The organism is Flavobacterium sp. PL02, assembly GCF_035013205.1.
In the GTDB taxonomy this organism is placed as follows: domain Bacteria; phylum Bacteroidota; class Bacteroidia; order Flavobacteriales; family Flavobacteriaceae; genus Flavobacterium.
In genome coordinates, this window is sequence record NZ_JAYGJP010000004.1 from 59,746 (window position 1) to 80,182 (window position 20,437).

The 20,437-nt window shown below is 34.1% G+C and carries 13 protein-coding genes; 3 read left to right on the forward strand and 10 right to left on the reverse strand.

Annotated elements, in window-relative coordinates; translation table 11 throughout:
* Nucleotides 1-9 precede the first annotated feature (9 nt).
* The 6 genes from SHI72_RS13775 to SHI72_RS13800 all read right to left on the reverse strand — a co-directional run bounded on the left by SHI72_RS13775 (nucleotide 10) and on the right by SHI72_RS13800 (nucleotide 10,332).
* Nucleotides 10-3,204 carry a SusC/RagA family TonB-linked outer membrane protein gene (locus SHI72_RS13775; RefSeq protein ID WP_323490301.1) on the reverse strand — a complete coding sequence of 1,065 codons (3,195 nt, stop codon included), beginning with the start codon at nucleotides 3,202-3,204 and terminating at the stop codon, nucleotides 10-12.
* Nucleotides 3,205-3,897: 693 nt separating this feature from the next.
* The gene (locus SHI72_RS13780) at nucleotides 3,898-5,193 is read right to left on the reverse strand and encodes a Xaa-Pro aminopeptidase (RefSeq protein WP_323490302.1); all 1,296 of its coding nucleotides are present in this window, start codon (nucleotides 5,191-5,193) and stop codon (nucleotides 3,898-3,900) included.
* 4 nt (nucleotides 5,194-5,197) lie between these two features.
* Entirely contained in the window at nucleotides 5,198-6,433 is a 1,236-nt protein-coding gene (locus SHI72_RS13785) for an NAD(P)/FAD-dependent oxidoreductase (protein WP_039114378.1), read from the reverse strand.
* 77 nt (nucleotides 6,434-6,510) lie between these two features.
* Nucleotides 6,511-7,521, reverse strand: a complete 1,011-nt coding sequence (locus SHI72_RS13790) for a 4-hydroxyproline epimerase (RefSeq protein WP_039114377.1) — start codon at nucleotides 7,519-7,521, stop codon at nucleotides 6,511-6,513.
* 3 nt (nucleotides 7,522-7,524) lie between these two features.
* Nucleotides 7,525-9,108 carry an aldehyde dehydrogenase (NADP(+)) gene (locus tag SHI72_RS13795; RefSeq protein WP_039114375.1) on the reverse strand — a complete coding sequence of 528 codons (1,584 nt, stop codon included), beginning with the start codon at nucleotides 9,106-9,108 and terminating at the stop codon, nucleotides 7,525-7,527.
* 303 nt (nucleotides 9,109-9,411) lie between these two features.
* A complete protein-coding gene (locus SHI72_RS13800; RefSeq protein ID WP_039114372.1) occupies nucleotides 9,412-10,332 on the reverse strand; it encodes a dihydrodipicolinate synthase family protein in 921 nt (306 codons plus the stop codon).
* Nucleotides 10,333-10,495: 163 nt separating this feature from the next.
* Between SHI72_RS13800 and SHI72_RS13805 the strand changes: the two genes are divergently transcribed.
* A complete protein-coding gene (locus SHI72_RS13805; RefSeq protein ID WP_039114369.1) occupies nucleotides 10,496-11,362 on the forward strand; it encodes an AraC family transcriptional regulator in 867 nt (288 codons plus the stop codon).
* Nucleotides 11,363-11,395: 33 nt separating this feature from the next.
* Here the strand turns inward: SHI72_RS13805 and SHI72_RS13810 are convergent, their stop codons facing one another.
* The 4 genes from SHI72_RS13810 to SHI72_RS13825 all read right to left on the reverse strand — a co-directional run bounded on the left by SHI72_RS13810 (nucleotide 11,396) and on the right by SHI72_RS13825 (nucleotide 17,493).
* On the reverse strand, nucleotides 11,396-13,777 hold the full coding sequence (locus tag SHI72_RS13810; protein WP_323490303.1) for a mechanosensitive ion channel family protein: 2,382 nt from the start codon (nucleotides 13,775-13,777) through the stop codon (nucleotides 11,396-11,398).
* 379 nt (nucleotides 13,778-14,156) lie between these two features.
* The gene (locus SHI72_RS13815) at nucleotides 14,157-14,903 is read right to left on the reverse strand and encodes a succinate dehydrogenase/fumarate reductase iron-sulfur subunit (RefSeq protein ID WP_039114368.1); all 747 of its coding nucleotides are present in this window, start codon (nucleotides 14,901-14,903) and stop codon (nucleotides 14,157-14,159) included.
* A gap of 15 nt (nucleotides 14,904-14,918) precedes the next feature.
* Entirely contained in the window at nucleotides 14,919-16,829 is a 1,911-nt protein-coding gene (locus tag SHI72_RS13820) for a fumarate reductase/succinate dehydrogenase flavoprotein subunit (protein ID WP_416348477.1), read from the reverse strand.
* A gap of 7 nt (nucleotides 16,830-16,836) precedes the next feature.
* Entirely contained in the window at nucleotides 16,837-17,493 is a 657-nt protein-coding gene (locus SHI72_RS13825) for a succinate dehydrogenase cytochrome b subunit (RefSeq protein WP_323490305.1), read from the reverse strand.
* Between the two features lie 618 nt (nucleotides 17,494-18,111).
* Between SHI72_RS13825 and SHI72_RS13830 the strand changes: the two genes are divergently transcribed.
* Nucleotides 18,112-19,353: a DcaP family trimeric outer membrane transporter gene (locus SHI72_RS13830; protein ID WP_323490306.1), complete on the forward strand. Its 1,242-nt coding sequence runs from the start codon at nucleotides 18,112-18,114 to the stop codon at nucleotides 19,351-19,353.
* A gap of 32 nt (nucleotides 19,354-19,385) precedes the next feature.
* The gene (locus tag SHI72_RS13835) at nucleotides 19,386-20,435 is read left to right on the forward strand and encodes an asparaginase (protein ID WP_039114361.1); all 1,050 of its coding nucleotides are present in this window, start codon (nucleotides 19,386-19,388) and stop codon (nucleotides 20,433-20,435) included.
* Nucleotides 20,436-20,437: the final 2 nt, after the last annotated feature.

A 20,437-nucleotide genomic window follows, 5' to 3' on the forward strand; every position in this document is an offset into this window, starting at 1 on the left:
TTATATTTTTTAGAATTGAACTTTCATATTAAAGTTATACTCTTTTGATGTTGGCAATACACCAGTTTGAAAACCTTGTAAGTTTCCAGATGACATTCCAGCTTCTGGATCAGCATAAGGAAGATTTTTACTTATGATCCATAGGTTGCTACCATTTACAGCAAAAACAAGACTGTTAATAAATGTATTCTTTAGGTATTTTGATGGAAATCTATAGCTTAAACCAACTTCACGTAATTTTACATAAGAAGCATCATAAACGTATGCTTCCTGTGGCATTGTGTTATAAGTATCATAATCAGCTAAGATAACTGTAGTATTAGGTGAACCATCAGCTTTTACACCACCAAGAATAATTCCTCCACCATCTGCAATAGAATTTCTTACAGGATTTCCTAAATGGTTATTTCCTACTGTACTTTGGTATATACCTGTTGTATTACCATATTGTTGGTCTAAAGAATATACATCACCACCTTTTTTTACATCTATCAAGAAGTTGAATGTAAGGTTTTTATAAGTAATAACGTTATTAAATCCTCCAGTCCATTCAGGATTTACATCACCAATTGTTGCACCAGCTACAGTTTCATATCTTCCGTTTGGTTTCACAACTCTTTGTCCATCTAAATATTTAAATCCAGTTCCGATAAGTTGCCCAATTGGTTTTCCTACTTCTGCAATATATCCTACACCTTGAAATGATCCAATAGACATTCTATCGGCACCATCAAGACTAATTACTTCATTTCTATTAGATGACCAGTTGATTCTTGCCTCCCAAGAGAAATTTTGGGTTTTAAATGGTATAACATTTAATGAAAGTTCAAAACCTTTATTTTGTACATCACCTCCATTAATCCAAGCTCTGGAATAACCAGTTTGTACTGGTGTCTCGATTGATAAAATCTGATTAGTCGTGTTAGTTCTGTAATAAGAAAAATCTAAACCTATTCTGTTTTTTAAGAATTTAAGTTCAATACCAGCTTCAGTACCTTTAGTAAGTTCACTTTTTAGGTCAGCATTAGCTTTGTTGTTTTCGGTAGAAAAACGTATTCCATTTGGTCCAAAATTACTATTCTTAGGGTATGTAGATTGAATTACTGCAAATTCAGCATCATTTCCAGTTTCTGCGTAATTTAAACGTAGTTTACCAAATGATAACCAATCGGTTTTAAGGTGATTGCTAAAGATGTAAGTTCCTGTAAGAGAAGGATAAGTGTACGTGTTGTTATCTTTAGGTAATGTAGATGATTGATCTACCCTGTATGAACCTTCTATGAAGTATGTTTCATCAAAGTTGAAAGTTGCATTAGCATAGACACTATTTGTACCTATAGTTTCTAAGAACTCATTTGGATAATTAATTGGATTTACTGTATTACTCAACATGTATTTACCAGGTACAATTAAACCACCATTAGTTTCTACATAAGTATTACCATTTGAAGAACGTCTTGAGTTTGCTCCAACTAATCCGTAAAATTTGATTTTTTCTGTGATATTCGTTTTAAAATTTAAGATTAAATCTAAATTGATCTCACGGAATGTTTTGTCAAATCTTGAGTATTGTCCTAATGTATTTGGAGTTCTTTTTGAACCTACTGCAATGCGCTCTTCTTGTAATTGTTGGTAAAAATCTACAGATCCTTTTCCAACAACATTTAACCAACTTGTTACATCAGTGCTTAAAGCAAAATTACCAAAGAAACGATCTCTGTTTAATGAGTTGTAATTGTTATAACGTTGAAAATATGGGTTATCATGAAATTGAATTTTTAAGTCTGTTGGCCCACCAACACTCCAAGTTGTGTTTCTTCCAGTTATGTTATAAGCATCTTCTAAATCCTGAAAATCAGCACTCATATTATACCATTGTCTTACACTGCTTAAGTAGTTATTTCCACCATCACCATATCCGGTTTCATTCATTCCTTTAGCATATGATTTTAGGTAATTTGCAGAAGCAGATACTTTGGTTTTATCACTAATTTTATAACTTCCTGAGAAATTGAAGTTATCTTTTCTGTTGTTACTGTTTGGTAAAACACCTTGTACTTGGTTGTAATTTGTGTAACCAAATCTAAAATCACCGCTATCATTTCCTGCTGCAACAGCAATGTTATTTGTGTAAGTAAGACTATTTTGGTAAAAATCGTTAGGATTCTTTTTTACAGGAGCCCATGGAGTTGCAATACCATAAGTAGGTAATTCCGGGTAGAAAGAGTTCCAGTTGTAAACCAATAAACTAGGGTCGAATTTAGGTCCCCAAGAAGCATCGTCTGTCGCTGCATAAGGATGTGTACCACTTCCTAGATCTACAGTACCATAAAAATCACCATAACCACTACCATATTGATTTTGGTATTGTGGCAATGTCTTTTTATCTACAGATCCAATAGTTACACCAGAATTAAAAGAAATCCCTAACCCTCCTTTAGATTTACTTCCTTTTTTTAGTGTAACAAGAATAACTCCATTAGCAGCTCTTGAACCATAAAGTGCAGATGCAGCAGCTCCTTTTAAAACGTTAATAGATTCGATATCATCCGGGTTAATGTCTGAGGCAGCATTTCCGTAATCATAACCTCCTTTATTTCCTCCACTTTGTTGTTGATCAGTATTTGTGTTGTCATTGTTCAAAGGAACTCCATCTACAACCCATAATGCTTGATTATCATTAGTTAAAGAAGAAGATCCACGAATAATAACATTTGTAGATCCACCAATGTTATTATTTCTTCTAATGTCAACACCGGCAACTTTACCTGAAATAGAGTTTGCTACGTTACCGTTATTTATTTTATTTAAATCTTCACCTTTTACTTCCTGTGTAGCATAACCAAGAGATTTTTTCTCTCTTTTTACACCTAATGCAGTAACAACAATTTCGTTAAGAACAGTTGAACCGCCTGTCATTTTAAGGTTCACTTTGGTTGTAGTTGCAGGTAATTCTTGGGTTTTCATCCCAATATAGCTAAATAAAAGAACCTGAGTAGGCGAGGCGCTGATAGAATAAGCTCCATCAAAATCTGTTTGTGTGCCTGTTTTAGATCCTTTAATTAATACACTAACACCTGGTAAGGGTATTCCTGCATCATCTGTAACAATTCCTGTAACTAATCTTTCTTGCGCAAGAATTAGTTGTGTTGCAAATACAAAAAAGAGTATTGCAATTTTCCTAAAGTTAATTTTGAATTTCATATACTGGTTTTATTATTAATAAGTGCAAATATTTTGCATTTATAGCTTTTTTTATGCCAATATATTATCATAAAATCAGATTATGTTATCTAGTTTTGAGTATATTTTATCTGAGATATTGGGGGTTTTATAGATTTGAAAGTATTTATTTACCTAAAGGGGGTTTGGTATTTTTTATCAGAAAAATTATTAGACAATATTTACCAGAATGATGAGGTATAAATCGAAGGTAAATCGTACGGAACAAGCCCAATTTTCGATTGAAATTTTGTCTTTGGTAAAATTTAAAAATCAGGAATTTAAGAAACTTGCTTTCATGATTTTATGATTTTTTTTGTGCAAACAGATAAAGCTAATACTGTCATTAAGTTAAGCTTTTTGAGCTATTTTTTTTAAAAGAACTAAAGATTAAACACAATACTGTCATTTCGAGGAACGAGACCCGAGCGATAGCGAATAGACGAAGTAAATCTTCGTAAGAAACTCTGCAACGTGAATCCAATCTTTGTAGAGCTTTTCGAGGAGATTTCTCGTTCCTCGAAATGACAAGTTTGGGAGTATTTTGTGTAAAACTAAAGTTCCTTACATCCTTACCTACAAGATCCCAAAAAAGACCTTGCAGGACAAAAAAAAACAGCTACAAAATTGCTCTTGTAACTGTTTAAACTAATAGTCTTAAAGGAGGGTATAAGGCTATTTATTTTTAATAAATGTTTCTATATCTTCAATCTCTATTAGTAATGCTTCCGAGAGATTGATGTTTCCATCTGCTGTAAGTAGGTAATCATTTTCTAATCGGCAACCGATTCCTTCTTCTAATATATAAATTCCTGGCTCGCAGGTAAGCACCATTCCTTTTTCTAAAGTACGAGAATACAATCCTACATCATGAACATCTAGTCCTAAATGATGTGCTGTTCCGTGCATAAAATACTTTTTATAAGCTGGAGCATCTGGATTTTGATTGGCAATATCTTCGTTGGTAATTAATCCTAGTTTAATTAATTCTTTTTCAATTAAACCAGCCATTTGCTTCTCGTAATCGCTATGTTTAATACCAGGTTTTAATAACTTAGAACCTTCTTTTAAGCAATGTAAAACTGATGAATATACTTCTCGCTGACGAGGTGAAAATACTCCGTTTGCAGGAACACATCTTGTAGTGTCAGAATTATAATTGGCATAACAAACACCAAAATCTACCAGAATCATATCATTCTCTTTGCATATAGTATCATTCGAATTGTAATGTAAAGCACAGGCATTTTTTCCAGACGCAATAATAGGTTTGAAAGCATGACGTGTAGCTCCATTTTTTATCACTTCATAAATAAGTTCTGCTTCTAGTTCAAACTCATTTATGTTTGGTTTAACAGCACTAAGAAGTCCTTTAAAACCTTTTACACTAATAGCTACAGCTTTTTTTATTAGCGCAACTTCTTCGTCTGATTTTATTGGTCGTAATTCACGAGTTATCTTAGCAACTCTATCGTATTGATGCAACGGGTATTTCTCTTTACACCATTGTATAATTCGGTCTTGGCGAGTAGTCATTTCTGATGTTACTCTTTTTATATGCTCGTTGTGTCCTAAATAAAAGGCATCAGCTTCAAAAGCAAAAAGTTGCAAAGATTTTTCAAATTCATGAATCCACTTTACGTTTTTTATACCCGATATAGCTGTTGCTTCTTCTTTGGTTAAGAAATCACCATCCCAAAGTTTAGTATGTTCACTTACTTCTTTTACAAATAAAATAGCTCGATTTTCTTCTTTATAAGCATCTGGAAAAAGAACCAAAATAGTTTCATCCTGATCGATTCCTGTTAAGTAAAACAAATCATTATTTTGTGCAAACCCCATAACATCATCGGCATTATTAGGCATTACATCATTAGAAACTAAAATAGCAATGCTATTTGGATTCATTTTTGTCGAAAAACGTTTTCTGTTTTCGATAAATAAAGAAGAAGGTATCGATTCGTATCTCATAATTTTATAATTGAAACATTTGTGTATTAACAGAGGTATTTTTTCCAGAAATAATTTCCGAAACAATTTTACCTGTTGCTGGTGCCAAGCTTAATCCCATCATGGCATGTCCAGTTGCCAAAGTTAAGTTTTTTATTCTTTTATCTCTTGCAATTATTGGCATTCCTGATGGAGTACAAGGTCTAAATCCGTACCATGTTTCTTCTTCTTTTGGCATTTCAATTTTTAAATCAGGGTAAAACTCATTAATGCTATTAACAATTCCCTGAACTCTGTTTTTGTTAATTTTGGTATCGTTTGTATGTGTAATTTCCATTGTACCTCCAAAACGGATATCATTGTTCATAGGCGTAACAGCAACTTTTCCTTCGCATAAAATGGCAGGTATAGAGGGTTTTATATTTACATCTTTTAGAGTAAAACTATATCCTTTTCCTGGTAATATTGAAATGGACCGATTTAGCTTTTTTGCAATTTTTGGGCTCCATGATCCACACGCCAAAACAACTTCGTCGGTCATAAAAGGTCCCATATCGGTAAGTATTTCGGTTATAGTATTGTTTTTTATTACAAAATCTTCTACTGTAGTTCGGTTATGGATTTTTACATTCAGTCGGCTTAATTCATCTTTTATAAATTGCATGAATTTTTGAGGATAGATATGCGCATCACTTTTATAATGTACACCACCTATTACATCAGTACTAGTTCCTGTTTCTAGTTTTGTTACTCCGTCCTTAGAAAGGTAATCTACTTCCAGACCAAAACATTCGGCTAGCTTTCCTTCGTGATTAATTTCTTCGGCAGTTTTCTCTGTTTTATAAAGCATCAAAAGACCCTTTTTTTCATAAAAGAAAGAATTGCTTTCTTTTATAAAATCCTGGTACAATTCTTTACTAAAAAGAGATAAATTACATAGTGCTGGCATTGCTTTTTCTACATGTTGCTTATTGGCATGTTTGTAGAATTGTAATCCCCAATTTGCCAAATCCATGCTTAATCTAGGCTTTACATAAAACGGACTTTGACTATCAAACATCCATTTTATTCCTTGTGTAATCATTCCTGGTTGTGCCAGCGGAATAATATGCGAGGGAACAATCATTCCCGCATTCCCGTAGGAACATCCATCTGTCATATCCGACTTATCGAAAACAACAACTTGATATCCTTCTTTTGCTAAATAATACGCTGAACATAGTCCGATTATTCCCCCACCAATAATACTTACTTTTTTCATTATACTTATAAATTTAAAAAATCATCGGTAAGATTTATGCTCTCTAAACCAACGATTTATTTTGGATTATATTTTTATTAAATTACCTGAAAACCAAATGCATACGGATCATCATCTTCATCAATGATTATATTGTTATATCCATATACTTTTGCCCATCCTTGTATACTTGGCACGATGGCTTTAATATCTCCAATAGTGGTTTCTTCTTCAACTCTTCCTATAAATTTGCTGCCAATAAAACTTTCGTGAATAAAATCTTCGCCTTTCTTTAATTTGCCTTTTCCATGAAGCTGAGCAAGTCTAGCCGAAGTTCCTGTTCCGCACGGAGAACGATCAATGGCTTTATCTCCATAAAAAACAGCATTTCTTCCTGAAGATGTTGGATCGATAGGATCACCCGTCCAGAGCATATGGCTTACATCGCGAATAGTACTATTTTCTGGGTGAATGAAAAGGTTAGGATATTTCTCGTTGATGCGCTTGCGAACTTCCTGACTGTATTGAACAATTTTTCCTGCCGTAAAATCTTGCACTCCCGAAAAATTGGCTTGAGGATCTACGATTGCATAATAGTTTCCGCCATAAGCAACATCAAAAACTATTTCGCCAAGTTCAGGACAATCTACAGTAAGTCCTTCGGCAGCGAGGTATGATTTTACATTAGTTAATCGTACCCAATCTACTTTTTTACCTGTTTGTTGGTATTCAATCTGAACCAAACCAGCCGGAGCCTCCATTTTTATCTTCCCTGGGATTTTAGGCGTAATCAAACCTTCTTCGATAGCAATTGTTATTGTACCGATAGTTCCGTGGCCACACATAGGCAAACAACCTGATGTTTCGATAAATAAAATACCAAAATCGTTCTCAGGATTACTTGGCGGGTAAAGTATGCTACCGCTCATCATATCATGACCTCGTGGTTCAAACATTAGCCCTTTACGAATCCAATCATATTCCTTCAGGAAATGTTGGCGTTTCTCACTCATATTATTCCCAACTAAATTTGGACCGCCTCCGGCAACCACTCTCACTGGGTTACCACAAGTATGTGCATCGACACAAAAAAAAGTTTTTCTTGGCATAAATTAAATAGATTTCTTGGTTATTATATCATTTACGGTTCTTGTAATTTTTAAGGGATTTAGGTTCTGTAATGCGCTCGGTAGTAATTCGTCTGGCCAATTTTGATAACTAAATGGTCGCACCCAACGTTTAACGGCATGGATTCCTACGGCTGTAAATCTAGAATCCGATGAAGCAGGATAGGGACCACCATGAATCATCGAAGCACAAACTTCGACTCCTGTAGGTACACCATTAAAAATTAATCTTCCAACTCTGCTTTGTAAGGCATCAATAATAGTATTAGAATTAGCTATCTCTTTTGGTTCTGCAAGTATAGTACCTGTTAACTGTCCGTCTAATTTATTAATAATTCTTTCTAATTCCTCATCATTTTCGCATTGTACCACAATAGAAAACGGACCAAATACTTCATGACTTAATGTAGCATTCTCCAAAAATGTTTTACCATTTACTGTAAGTATAGTTTGTGGCGCATAGTTAGGAGATATTTCACCTTTATATTCCGCAATAGTACTTACTCCATTTTGAGATTTTATTTTTTCTCTACCATTATTAAAGTCGTCTTTAATAGATGGATGCAACATACATGAAGGTGCAATTTTTTCAATTTCTTCGGCTAATTGCTCCATAAATTGATTTAATTTTTCTCCTTTTATTCCTAATAGTAATCCTGGATTAGTACAAAACTGACCTGTTCCTAAGGTAATAGAATTTGCATAGGCAGTTGCCCATTTATTACTATTTTTTTCTAAAGCCTCTGGCAAAATAACCACAGGGTTAATACTTCCCATTTCTGCAAATACAGGGATAGGCTCCGGACGTTGCGATGCTAAATTAAATAAAGCTCTACCGCCATTAATACTTCCTGTAAATCCTACCGCTTTTACAAGTGGGTGTTTTACTAAAGTTGCTCCAAGTGTTACCCCACTACCAATTAGGTTTGAGAAAATACCTTCGGGCATATTGTGTTTTTTGGCTGCTTTTATAACTGCCGAGGCTACCATTTCGCCAGTTCCTATATGCATAGAGTGGCTTTTTACAATTACGGGACAACCTGCTGCCAATGCCGATGCTGTATCGCCACCTGCTGTAGAAAATGCAAACGGAAAGTTACTAGATCCAAAAACAACAACTGGTCCTAATGGAACTAACATTTTACGTAAATCATCTTTTGGTAAAGGCTGTCTGTCTGGAATTGCAGTGTCTATTGTTGCTTCAACCCAGCTTCCTTCAGCAAGCATATTTGCAAATGAGCGTAACTGAAAAATTGTACGACCTCGTTCTCCTTCGGCTCTGCCTTTTGGGAAACCAGATTCTGTACAATACACCTCTAATAATTCATCGCCAAGGGCAAGGATTTCTTCAGCAATTGCATTCAGAAAATCTGCCTTTTTTTGAGCTGGACAATTTCTATAAACTTTAAAAGCATCATTTGCTAATGCTACAGCTTCATCAATTTCCTCTGGAGTAGCTTCTGTAAATGTCCAGGGATTTTCTATGTTTAACTGTGGGTTTATTGTTTTATAGGTTTTTGTTCCATCAGCCTTAAGCTTGCTTCCTATATAATTTTTTCCTGTAATCATTTTTTATGTATTAAGATTATAATTAAATCCAGACTTGCTAAAAAAATATTATGTTTTATGAGCTGGCTATCTACTCTAATAACCAGCTCAAAAACAAACCAAACTAAAAACAAATCTAACTAAACTTAAAAAAGAATATTATTGTTAACTCCGTTGGGGAGGATTTTGTAAAAAAAAATAATTTTGACGTATTGTACTACAAGTTTTACTTATTTGCATTTACATAATATAATTACAAATCAATTTTACTGAATAAGTTTTTACGTGTTAAAATATAATCTGCCTCAACGGGTAATGTATGCTTTATAGTACTATGGATTTATAATCTGGAAGAGTTGGTCTTGTACGCAATGCTTCTGCAATGATTGCCAAAACTCTTTCTCTTTCTGCTCCATGAAGTGGTAATCTTGGTGCACGAACAAATTCTGTTCCCAGACCAGTAGCTACTTCTGCCAGTTTTATATTTTGTACCAATAGTGGGTTAATGTCTAATTCTAACAAAGGCAAGAACCATCTGTAAATAGCCAAAGCTTCTTCGGCTCTACCAGCTTTTGCTAATTTAAAAATAGCGACAGTCTCAGCTGGAAACGCATCTACTAAACCAGAAACCCATCCGTCAGAACCCATAAAAATACTTTCTAATGCTAATGTATCAACACCAGATAATACTTTTAAACGACCTTTAAAACGGTTTATAATTCGGGTAACATTAGATATATCTCTTGTAGATTCTTTTACTGCCTGAATATTATCAAATTTCAAAATTTCTTCAAACATATCCAATGACACATCAATTTTGTAATCAATAGGATTGTTGTAAATCATGATAGGAAGTGAAGTACTTTTTGCCACTTCAGAGAAATAAGTAACTGTTTCATGACTTGCTGCATTGTAACGCATAGGAGGCAATAACATTAATCCTTTTGCACCATTTTCTTCTGCTTTATTAGCAGCTTGAATCGCAGCCCGAGTAGTTTGCTCGGCTATATTCATAATCACCGGTACCTGCCCGTTAACTATATTAATAGTCTCTTTGATTAATTCTTTTTTTTCATCCTCTAATAAAGTGCTTGCTTCTCCAAGTGTACCTCCCAGGATAATCCCAGAAACACCTGCCTCGAGCTGAGCTCTTACATTTACTCCAAACATGTCGAAGTCTAACTTGTCATCGGCAGTAAACTTTGTTGTAACTGCTGGCATAACGCCTTTCCATTGAATACTCATAATTACGATTTTAATTTTTTCAAAAATATTTATAACCTGCAAATATGTAATTAGGTAAGTTATCACAAAAAGATACTATATTATCCGATTTTATACTAATTTTTAAAATTATTACTTAATATGTATACATTTTTTTATATTTATAGAATATAATTAATCCGTTATGAAAGTATTTCCATTTAAGATTCCAAAAACTAAAGAAGATTCGCTCATTTATCAAGAAGACGTAGAATTTGTTTTTTATGATAAATTGCACCAACACGAAGAAATACAAATAAGCTATATCGAGAATGGCGAAGGAACTATTTTTGTAGGCGACACAATTTCTCCATATCAAAAAGGAGATGTTGTAGTTATTGGTAGTAATTTACCACATGTATTTAGAAGCGAAAATAATACCAACGAGCTTTCGGTAATGCTAACATTGTTTTTTACGACTAACTCTTTTGGGAAAGATTTTTTTACGCTTCCTGCTTTAAAAGACATTCAGCCATTTTGGGAAAACAGTAAGAATGGTTTTGTGGTTAACAACCCTTCAAATAAAGTTGTTAAGGCATTTAAAAAAATAAAAAAGGTAAATGAATTTGATCGTTTTATTCTTTTTCTGGAAATAACCAAGAAGTTATCTCAAGAGAATAAAACGCCACTTTCTAGTTATATATATGATAAGAAAATTACAGATAATGAAGGAAAGCGAATGCAAACGGTTTTTGAGTACGTTATGACTAATTTTCAGAAGAATATTACTCTGGAGGAAATCGCTGCATTATCAAATATGACTAAAAATGCTTTTTGCAAATACTTTAAAGTCCGAACCAACAAGACATTTTTTCAGTTCCTGATAGAAATCCGGATTGAGCGGGCAGGGAAGTTATTATCCAGATCACAAGAGTTATCTGTACTGGAAGTTTCAGAATTATGTGGGTTTAATAATATTTCTAATTTCAATAGAAAATTTAAAGAAATAAAAGGAATTTCTCCCCTTGCATACCGCAAATCTCAAATGTTAAAATGGAAAGAAAAAGCATAGCTATGATTTTAAAATCCATTTATTAAGTGTTTTTTATGTTGAAAATTTTAAACCTTTAGCTTTAAAATTACTAAACAATACTTGGCGTGCACTACTAATAGTTTCTTCGGTGCGGTAAATACTGCACCAGAATTTCACTAGTAATTTATAATTACCATCAGATATGGCGGTATAATAAATTTGTGGAGTTCTGGAATTGTTTATCAATGTTTGAGTTTCAAGTGCTTCAAGTACAATTAAATTAATATCATCTGGAACAATGTCGCCTTCAACATCAAAGGAAATTTCGACTAGTTTAAAGTTATCAGTATAAGTCCAGTTGGTAATATTTTGAGATAATAAGTTACCATTTGGAATTATTATTTCGGCACCGTTTGGAGCATTAATTTTGGTTGTACGAAGTCCCATTGCTTTTACGCGACCCGATTGTGAGCTAATTTCGATTACATCACCAATTTGTATTGGTTTATCAAAAATCAAAATAATACCCGACACAAAGTTGCTTACAATGTTTTGCAAACCAAGTCCAACACCAACTCCTAAAGCACCCAGTAAAATGCTTAGTTTGTCCAGCGGCATTCCTGATGCGGCTACAGCCAATAAATAACCTCCAATTAATACCACAAGACGTGTTATTAATAATTTAGAATGTTGGCGTTTGTTTACATTTTCTTCATTCTCATCATCGACTTCACCAAAAAAGTAAGCAACGTATTTTTGCAGAAGGTGAGCCATCCAGATTATAATAAAAAACAAAACAATATTACCCAAGGTAAATGTGATACTACCAATAGTATTCGGGTGGGTTAATAGTGATGTAAATGATGCACGTAGCGATTCCCAAATGTTTAAATTTGATGCAATCACTACCAACCACATATAACTAATTATTATTATAAAAGGTCTTTTTAGATTATCTGATAAACTCTCATGATCAAAAATGGTTTCGATTCCGCGTTTGATTCTTGTCGTATATATTTGTAAAAGAATTATTTCTAGAATTATTTTTAATAGTACGCTAAGTGCAATAATTTGAGTAATTGCAATAAAGGCGGTAAGACTTAACATATTTGAGAGAGAAACTCTACCGTAAATATTAAAAACAATAGCCAAACCATTTAAACCTATGAATATTATACTTGCCCATTTAAAGAATCCCTTTATGTATAATTGATCTTTAATACTCTTAAGCTGAACTAATCCATAACGTATTCCGAAGACATTAATTAGGATAAAAGCGCAACGTTGGAACAAGCCAACCCCGATAAATAAATCCAGGAAACAAAGTGCAGAAAATAATCCTACTAATAGAAACAAGTTTCGCATTGATTCCTTAGACCAATGATTTTTAAATAGAAAAGTAAGCACCACAAGCAGAATTAGCTGTAATGATTCTATAAATAGGGCGGGAGCATATAAATTACTTACGATGGCAATATTAAGACCAATTACAATTACAGGAATAATAATACCACTATTTAAGTATTTAAAGTTTAGTAATGTAAGGTTCTCAAAATGATTATTATTTTTTAGATATTTAAGATTGCGAGAAATATACCAAGCTAATAATCCCATAAAAAATGTAAGAGTGATTAATCCGCCGATACTATAATTTAAATAGTACGATACCACGCTATTCTCTATAGCTACTTTTGCTTTAATATTTTGCGATATGTCTTTTTTGGCAATTGTATCGCTAGTATTCCATATAAAAGGATATTCTCTGCCAAGAATACTTATTCCAGATTTTTCTAGCTTTTTTTCTACAGTTAATAATGCACTCGAAACAGCTATTTTTCTTTGTACCGTTAGTCTGTTTTTAGTATTAAGAACCTCTAGATTGTGGTTCATAAGGCTATCTGTACTTAAATAAGTCTTTTTAAGATTTAAAAATTCGCTCTTAAATTGCTTGCGAAGGATGGTATCTTTTAATAGTGTAATTAGTGCTTTGTCTTTGCGTAAGTCAGCAAATCGACCTTTGATTTTATCAAGGTTTTTGTTGCGTAAATTAATGGCAGTATTTTGTTCGTCTAATTCCTGACGAATTTCTTCTAATACAATACGATACATTTGCTGATTTCGCACATTTGGATTAGCCCCTTTTAAATTAGCTAGAATAAGATCTAGTTTATTTTGGGTTCTATCTATTTCAGCAAACAAATGAAATGTACTTCCTTCAAAAACTGCGTCATTATAAGCAGATTGCAAAACCTCACCAGCTTTTTCGATAGCCATAAGATAGTCACTATCGGTCTTGGTCGAATCTTCAAATAATTTCCCACTACCTTGTGTTTTAGCAGTATCTGGAGTAGCCGTTGTTGTGGCTTGTGAGTAAGCAAACGGAGAGAAGAACAGTATCGTTAGTAAGGATAAAAGACAAATAAATTTTCTGTTATGACGCATAATATAAATCATGTATTTAAGACGTCAAATTTAGAAAAATATGCTTACAAAATCCAAACTTTAAGTTTTGTTTGGGTCAAAAGGAATCATGCTTATATCTTTAAACCATATAAGTAATGTAAGTTCATTTAAGTGAGTTGTGTAAAAATAGCTGGATAACGGATCGCATCCACAAACAACATCTTATAACCATAGCCAACGATTTCAACCGTTGGAATGCAGAGGACAATCGCAATCTGTACCGCACGGTTGAAACCGCGGGCTATGGTTGAAATAGGATAGAATTTAAGATTCTTGGTATAGACCTTTGTCAAAGTTTTAAAACTTTGACAAAGGTTGTATTGGATAACTATATTTTTTGAAGTGAAGAAAAAACAAACAACATGAAATATTATTTCTTCATTACCAATGCTTTATTATACTCGTAGTTCATCTTAGCAATAGAAAGTACCGATATACCTTGCGGACATTCTACTTCGCATGCTTCGGTGTTAGAACAAGCTCCAAAACCTTCAGAATCCATCTGGTTTACCATTGTTAAAACCCTTTTTGATGCTTCTATTTTTCCTTGTGGGAGTAATGCTAAGTGTGTTATTTTGGCACCAACAAATAATGCTGCGCTAGAATTCTTGCAAGTCGCTACACAAGCACCACAACCTATACAAGCTGCCGCATCAAAGGATGCTTCGACGGTTTCGTAGGATATAGGAATACTATTGGCTTCGGGTGCCTGACCAGTTGAAGCTCCAATATAACCACCAGCAGTAATAATAGAATCAAATGCGGTTCGGTCAATTTTTAAATCCCGAACTACAGGAAAAGCTGTTGCTCTAAATGGTTCAATATATATAGTGTCGCCATCCTTAAAACTTCGCATATGGAGTTGGCAAGTTGTAGTATGTTTTAATGGGCCATGCGCTCTACCATTAATCATAACACCGCATTGTCCGCAAATACCTTCTCTACAATCATGGTCAAATTCTATAACGCGTTCCCGTAGTTGGATAAGTGATTCGTTTAAAAGATCGAGCATTTCTAAGAAAGACATATGTTCGGTTACGCCATCTATTTCATAATCTACCATTTCTCCTTTGGAATTGGCATTTAATTGGCGCCATATTTTTAGATATAATTTCATCTCTTTTAGTTTTAATTATTTGTAGCTACGTACTGCAAGTTCTACTGATTCAAATACCAAAGGCTCTTTGTGTAGTTCAGGAGGATTTGATTCTCCTTTCCATTCCCAAGCCGACACATAACAAAAATCGGCATCATTTCGTACTGCTTCTCCTTCGTTACTTTGGTATTCTTCTCTAAAATGCGCTCCGCAAGATTCCTCTCTTTGTAATGCATCGTAACACATAAGCTCAGCTAATTCTATATAATCGGCTACACGTCCGGCTTTTTCTAATTCACTATTTAAAGTATCGTCACCAGTTATTAGTAAGTCATTTTCGAAAGAAGCTTTCAAAGATTTTATGGCTACAATTGCTTCTTCAAGATTCTGTTTACTTCTGGATAACCCGCATTTTTCATACAATAATCGTCCTATGGTTTTATGGAAATAATCAGTTGATAAATTTCCTTTGCTTTGTAAAAATTGGTTTAATTGATCTCTAACCGTTTTTTCTGCTTCCGCAAAAGCGGGATGGTCGGTACTAATTCGGGAAGCATTTAGTTCGCCAGACAAATAATTAGGAATAGTGTAGGGAGCTATAAAATATCCATCGACACAAGCCTGAAGCAGAGAATTTGCACCAAGTCTATTTGCTCCATGATCTGCAAAGTTGGCTTCACCAAGGGCAAACAATCCAGGAATAGTTGTCATAAGTTCATAATCTACCCAAAGTCCGCCCATGGTAAAATGTGCAGCTGGCGAGATAAGCATTGGTTCCTTATAAGCATCGATTCCGTTGATTTTTTCATACATAGCAAAAAGGTTGCTGTATTTGGCTTCGATGTTTTTCTTGCCTTGTACAGCGATTGCATCCGAAAAATCCAAATAAACAGCATTCTTCATTGGTCCGGCACCATGACCAGAGTCAATTCGTTCTTTGGCAGCTCGAGAAGAAATATCTCTAGGAGCAAGATTACCAAAGGCAGGATATCGACGTTCTAAATAATAATCTCTTTCTTCTTCGGGGATAGCATTAGGAATTCTATCGTCTCCCGCTTTTTTAGGTACCCAAATGCGACCATCATTTCGCAATGATTCAGACATAAGAGTAAGTTTCGACTGATTTTCTCCATGTTGAGGAAGACAAGTAGGATGGAATTGAATCCAACTCACGCCTGCCATATAAGCCCCTTTTTTGTGTGCTCGCCATATTGCCGAACTATTGCACCCCATAGCAAGTGTAGATAGATAATATACCTTACCGTAACCACCTGTTGCAAGTACAACAGCATCGGCAGCATGACGCTCTATGGCTCCTGTTTCTAGATTGCGGGCTATAATTCCTTTGGCTTTGCCATCTATCAAAACCAATTCGAGCATTTCGTGACGCGTATGCATGGTAACTTTACCAGTGTTTACTTGGCGAAGAAGTGATTGATATGCTCCAAGCAAAAGTTGCTGTCCTGTTTGTCCTCGGGCATAAAAGGTTCTGGAAACCTGTACACCTCCAAAGGATCTATTGTTTAAGTAACCTCCATATTCTCTTGCAAAAGGCACACCTTGAGCAACCGATTGGTCGATTAAACTAGCTGAACATTCGGCTAATCTATACACATTGGCTTCGCGAGATCTAAAATCTCCACCTTTTATAGTATCGTAAAACATTCTATACACGCTATCGCCATCATTTTTATAATTCTTAACAGCATTTACACCACCTTGTGCAGCGACTGAATGTGCTCTTCTGGGCGAATCCTGAAAACAAAATGACTTAATGTTATATCCTTGTTCAGCAAGTGATGCCGCACAAGAAGATCCTGCAAGTCCTGTTCCTACAACTATAACAGTAAGTTTCTTTCTGTTGGCAGGATTTACAAGTTTTGCTTTGGCTTTATAATTATTCCATTTATCAGCAAGTGGGCCATCTGGTATTTTTGAATCTCTCATTTTCATACTATTTTAAATAAATATAAAGGGGAATTGCCATGAAACCTCCTGTGATAATTAGGGTATATCCCCATCCAAATACTTTTATAGCTTTTACATATTTAGGATGATAAAGTCCCATTGTTCTCGAGGCACTAAAAAAACCATGTAATAGGTGGAAACCTAATGCTATAAATGATATCTCATAAATTATTACATACCATAGTTGCGAATACGATTGTACAACAATCTCATATAAATCCTTATTTCCTGCTGCATCTACAGGCAGGTTAGTAAATTTATATACATACCAAAAATCCTTAAAGTGTATGATAAGAAATAGGAGTAGGATTGTACCTAATATGCCCATGTTTCGACTATTCCATGCGCTGGCAAAATTTCTTTTGTCATAATGGTAGTTTTGTTTACTTGCAGTATTATTTTTTATAGTAACAATTATTGCATAAATTGCATGTCCGATTAAGGATAAATACAAAATCCAGGAAATAATTTTTATAAACATATTGCCTGACAATAATTTAGAGTACCAATTGAATTGTTCTCTTGCCTGATCTTCGGGTAAAAAAAGTTGTAAGTTACCAAGCAGATGTATCACAAGAAAAAAGCATAAGAAAAGGCCAGTAGCTGCGATAATCATCTTGTTTTTTAAAGTAGTAGATTTCATTATTTGCAAGATTTTTTAAGACTTAATATTAAGGGAATCCTAATTTACTATAATTCATTTAATTTTAGATTGAATCTTTTAATTAAAAACGTAAAATGGAATGGGTGTAAATAATCAATATCCTATTTTTCTGAAAAAAAATGCCTAAAAATTAAACATTGTTTATTCTTTAATATTTAGCCATAATATTCTATTAATAATGAAGTATTAAAAAATAAGCACCCCTGTTATTATGTAATAGGTAAATTTTCAAGAATAAACAAATTATTTTTTGTAAGATTTTGTACTATTTATTTTTATATTTGTTTGTATCAATGATTTTGTATACTAAATCTAATCTTAGGAATTGTATGAAAAAGATACCTTTTAACCGACTGATGTTTTTGTGTTTTAATACAAGCTTTGTTATAGCAATAAGCCTAATCCGATTAGAATGGATTAAATTTTTTAGGCCCGTCTACAATACCACAATGCAATTTTCTAATAGTTTATCTAGATAGAAATTCTAATTTATCCTATACCGTTGTTAACACATCTGTAAGGGTGTAATTATATAAACTATTCCCAAAAAGAAAGTAACTAAACTTCGTTATTATACCCCCCTTATTTATATAATTTATGAAACAAAACAAACTTTTGCTATTGGTTCTTTTTTGTTCCTGTGTATTGTTATCCAACTCATTAAATGCCCAATTAATGGCTGTAGAGTCTAAAGATACTTTAAATGGAAAACCCAAAGTTACAGCCAGACTTATAGGAAGGCTTAAATTAAATGGTATTTATGATATTAAGGGAAGCCTTGCGGGTAATAGTTCGTTTCTTATACATAAAAACGATGTTTCGGGTTTAGATATACCTTCTTTTAGTATGGATATGAGACAGTCGCAATTGCGTTTTGTTAGCACGATACAATTAAATAATGGTAAAGAACTAAAATCAATGTTAGAAGCAGATTTTGAAGGTGCTAATAATACGTCTCAGTTTAGGCTGCGTCATGCTTATGTTCAGTATAATCATTGGACGGTAGGACAAACGTGGTCAAATTTTGGAGATTCATCCTTATGGCCTTCACCATTACTAGATTGGGACGGACCTACTGGTATGGTACTTTCTCGCAGGATTCAAGTACGTTACACAGGTCTTTTTAAAGAAAACGGACATACTTCTTTTATGCTTTCGGCAGAATATATGGAGCCGCGCCGTTTGTATGATTATACGTTAAGTCCAACTCATGGAGTAGATTATGCTCCCTCTAGAGCTCCCGATGCTGTGGCTGGTATACGATATGCTTTTGATAACGGAGGTTTCATGAAATTATCGGGTCTTTATCGCAGTATTGCTTATGACTCTGAGGATATTGCAGCAGGAAAAACAGAGTTTGAATTTGATTCTCAAAGTGGTGGTGGTGTTACTGCCATGACAAGTATATTTTTTAGAAAAAAATCAGGTTTAGTAAATAATCTGCAAGCACAATGGACAATCGGTAAGGGAATTAGTGATTATTTTCTAGCTGTAGGAGGATCTGGTCTTGATGGTTTTGCCAGATCAGATTTTTCAGGAAAACTAGATCTATTACCTGTACATGCTGGTTTTATTTCGTACGAACGTTTCTTTAATAAAAAGTTTCACTCGATGGTTATGGCTTCTTACAATCATTTTTATGATGGAGCAGGTACACTAGCAGGTTGGGACCGAATGACAAATTACCAGTTTACGCTTAATGCATCGTATGACTTCTTTGATTTTCTAACAATTGCACTTGAACCACAAATAGGGTACAAACAATTGCAATATGCCGATGGAAGTACACAAGGAGCTAACGCCGTTCGCATCAATTTTGGGATGCTATTTAATTTCTAATATCAGGATTAACCAAATAAATATTTTAAAAAATGAAAAAATTAGTACTTGTCTTTTTGTTGTGTATTGCAACATCTTTGGCTTTTGGACAACAAAAGCCCAGAATTATAATTCTTGCCACGGGTGGAACTATAGCAGGCGAAGGAAAATCTTCGGATAGAGCTGGATATACTGCGGGTAAAATTCCTGTAGCTGATCTTATAGGAAGTATTCCGAGTATAAACGCTATTGCAGATATTAGCGGAGAACAAATATCATCTGTAGGTAGTCAGGATATGAGTATTGAAATATGGAAAAAACTTGCTGTACGTATTAATGAAATATTTAGTAAAAACGAGGCAGATGGTGTTGTTATAACGCATGGTACAGATACTCAGGAAGAAACAGCCTATTTTCTTGATTTAGTTTTACCGCATGAATTACCTGTTGTAATTACAGGATCTATGCGTCCGGCAACAGCTATAAGTGCAGATGGACCTAAAAATCTTTTTGATGCAATTACTGTCGCTGCAGATCCTAAAAGTAAAGGGCGTGGCGTATTAGTATCTTTTAATGAATCAATCTACGATTCCAGAGAAGTTACTAAAACTAGTACAACAAAAGTAAATGCTTTTAGATCACCAGATTCTGGTCCGCTTGGAGAAGTATATGATGGTCGTGTAGAATATTACAAATCATCGGTAAGAGAAACAGCAAAAGAAGGACCTTTTGAAGTAAATAAAAACACAAAATTACCTAAAGTAGAAATTGTATATATGTATGCCGATGCATCTCCAGAATATATAGATTATTTAGTAAAACAAAAAGTAAAAGGTATTGTAATAGCTGGTGTTGGAAACGGAAATTTCTCTAAAGCTTTTACCGAAGCTATAAAAAAAGCTACTAAAGCAAATATAGCAGTTTGTCGCTCAAGCCGTTGTCTAGAAGGCAGAGTAGTGCTTGATGGAGAAACAAATGACAATGAACTTGGTACAGTAGTATCAGATAATCTTAGTCCGCAAAAAGCAAGAATATTATTGATGCTTGGACTTACAAAATCAAAAAACAAAAAAGAACTGCAAGATTATTTCTTCCGTTTTTAATT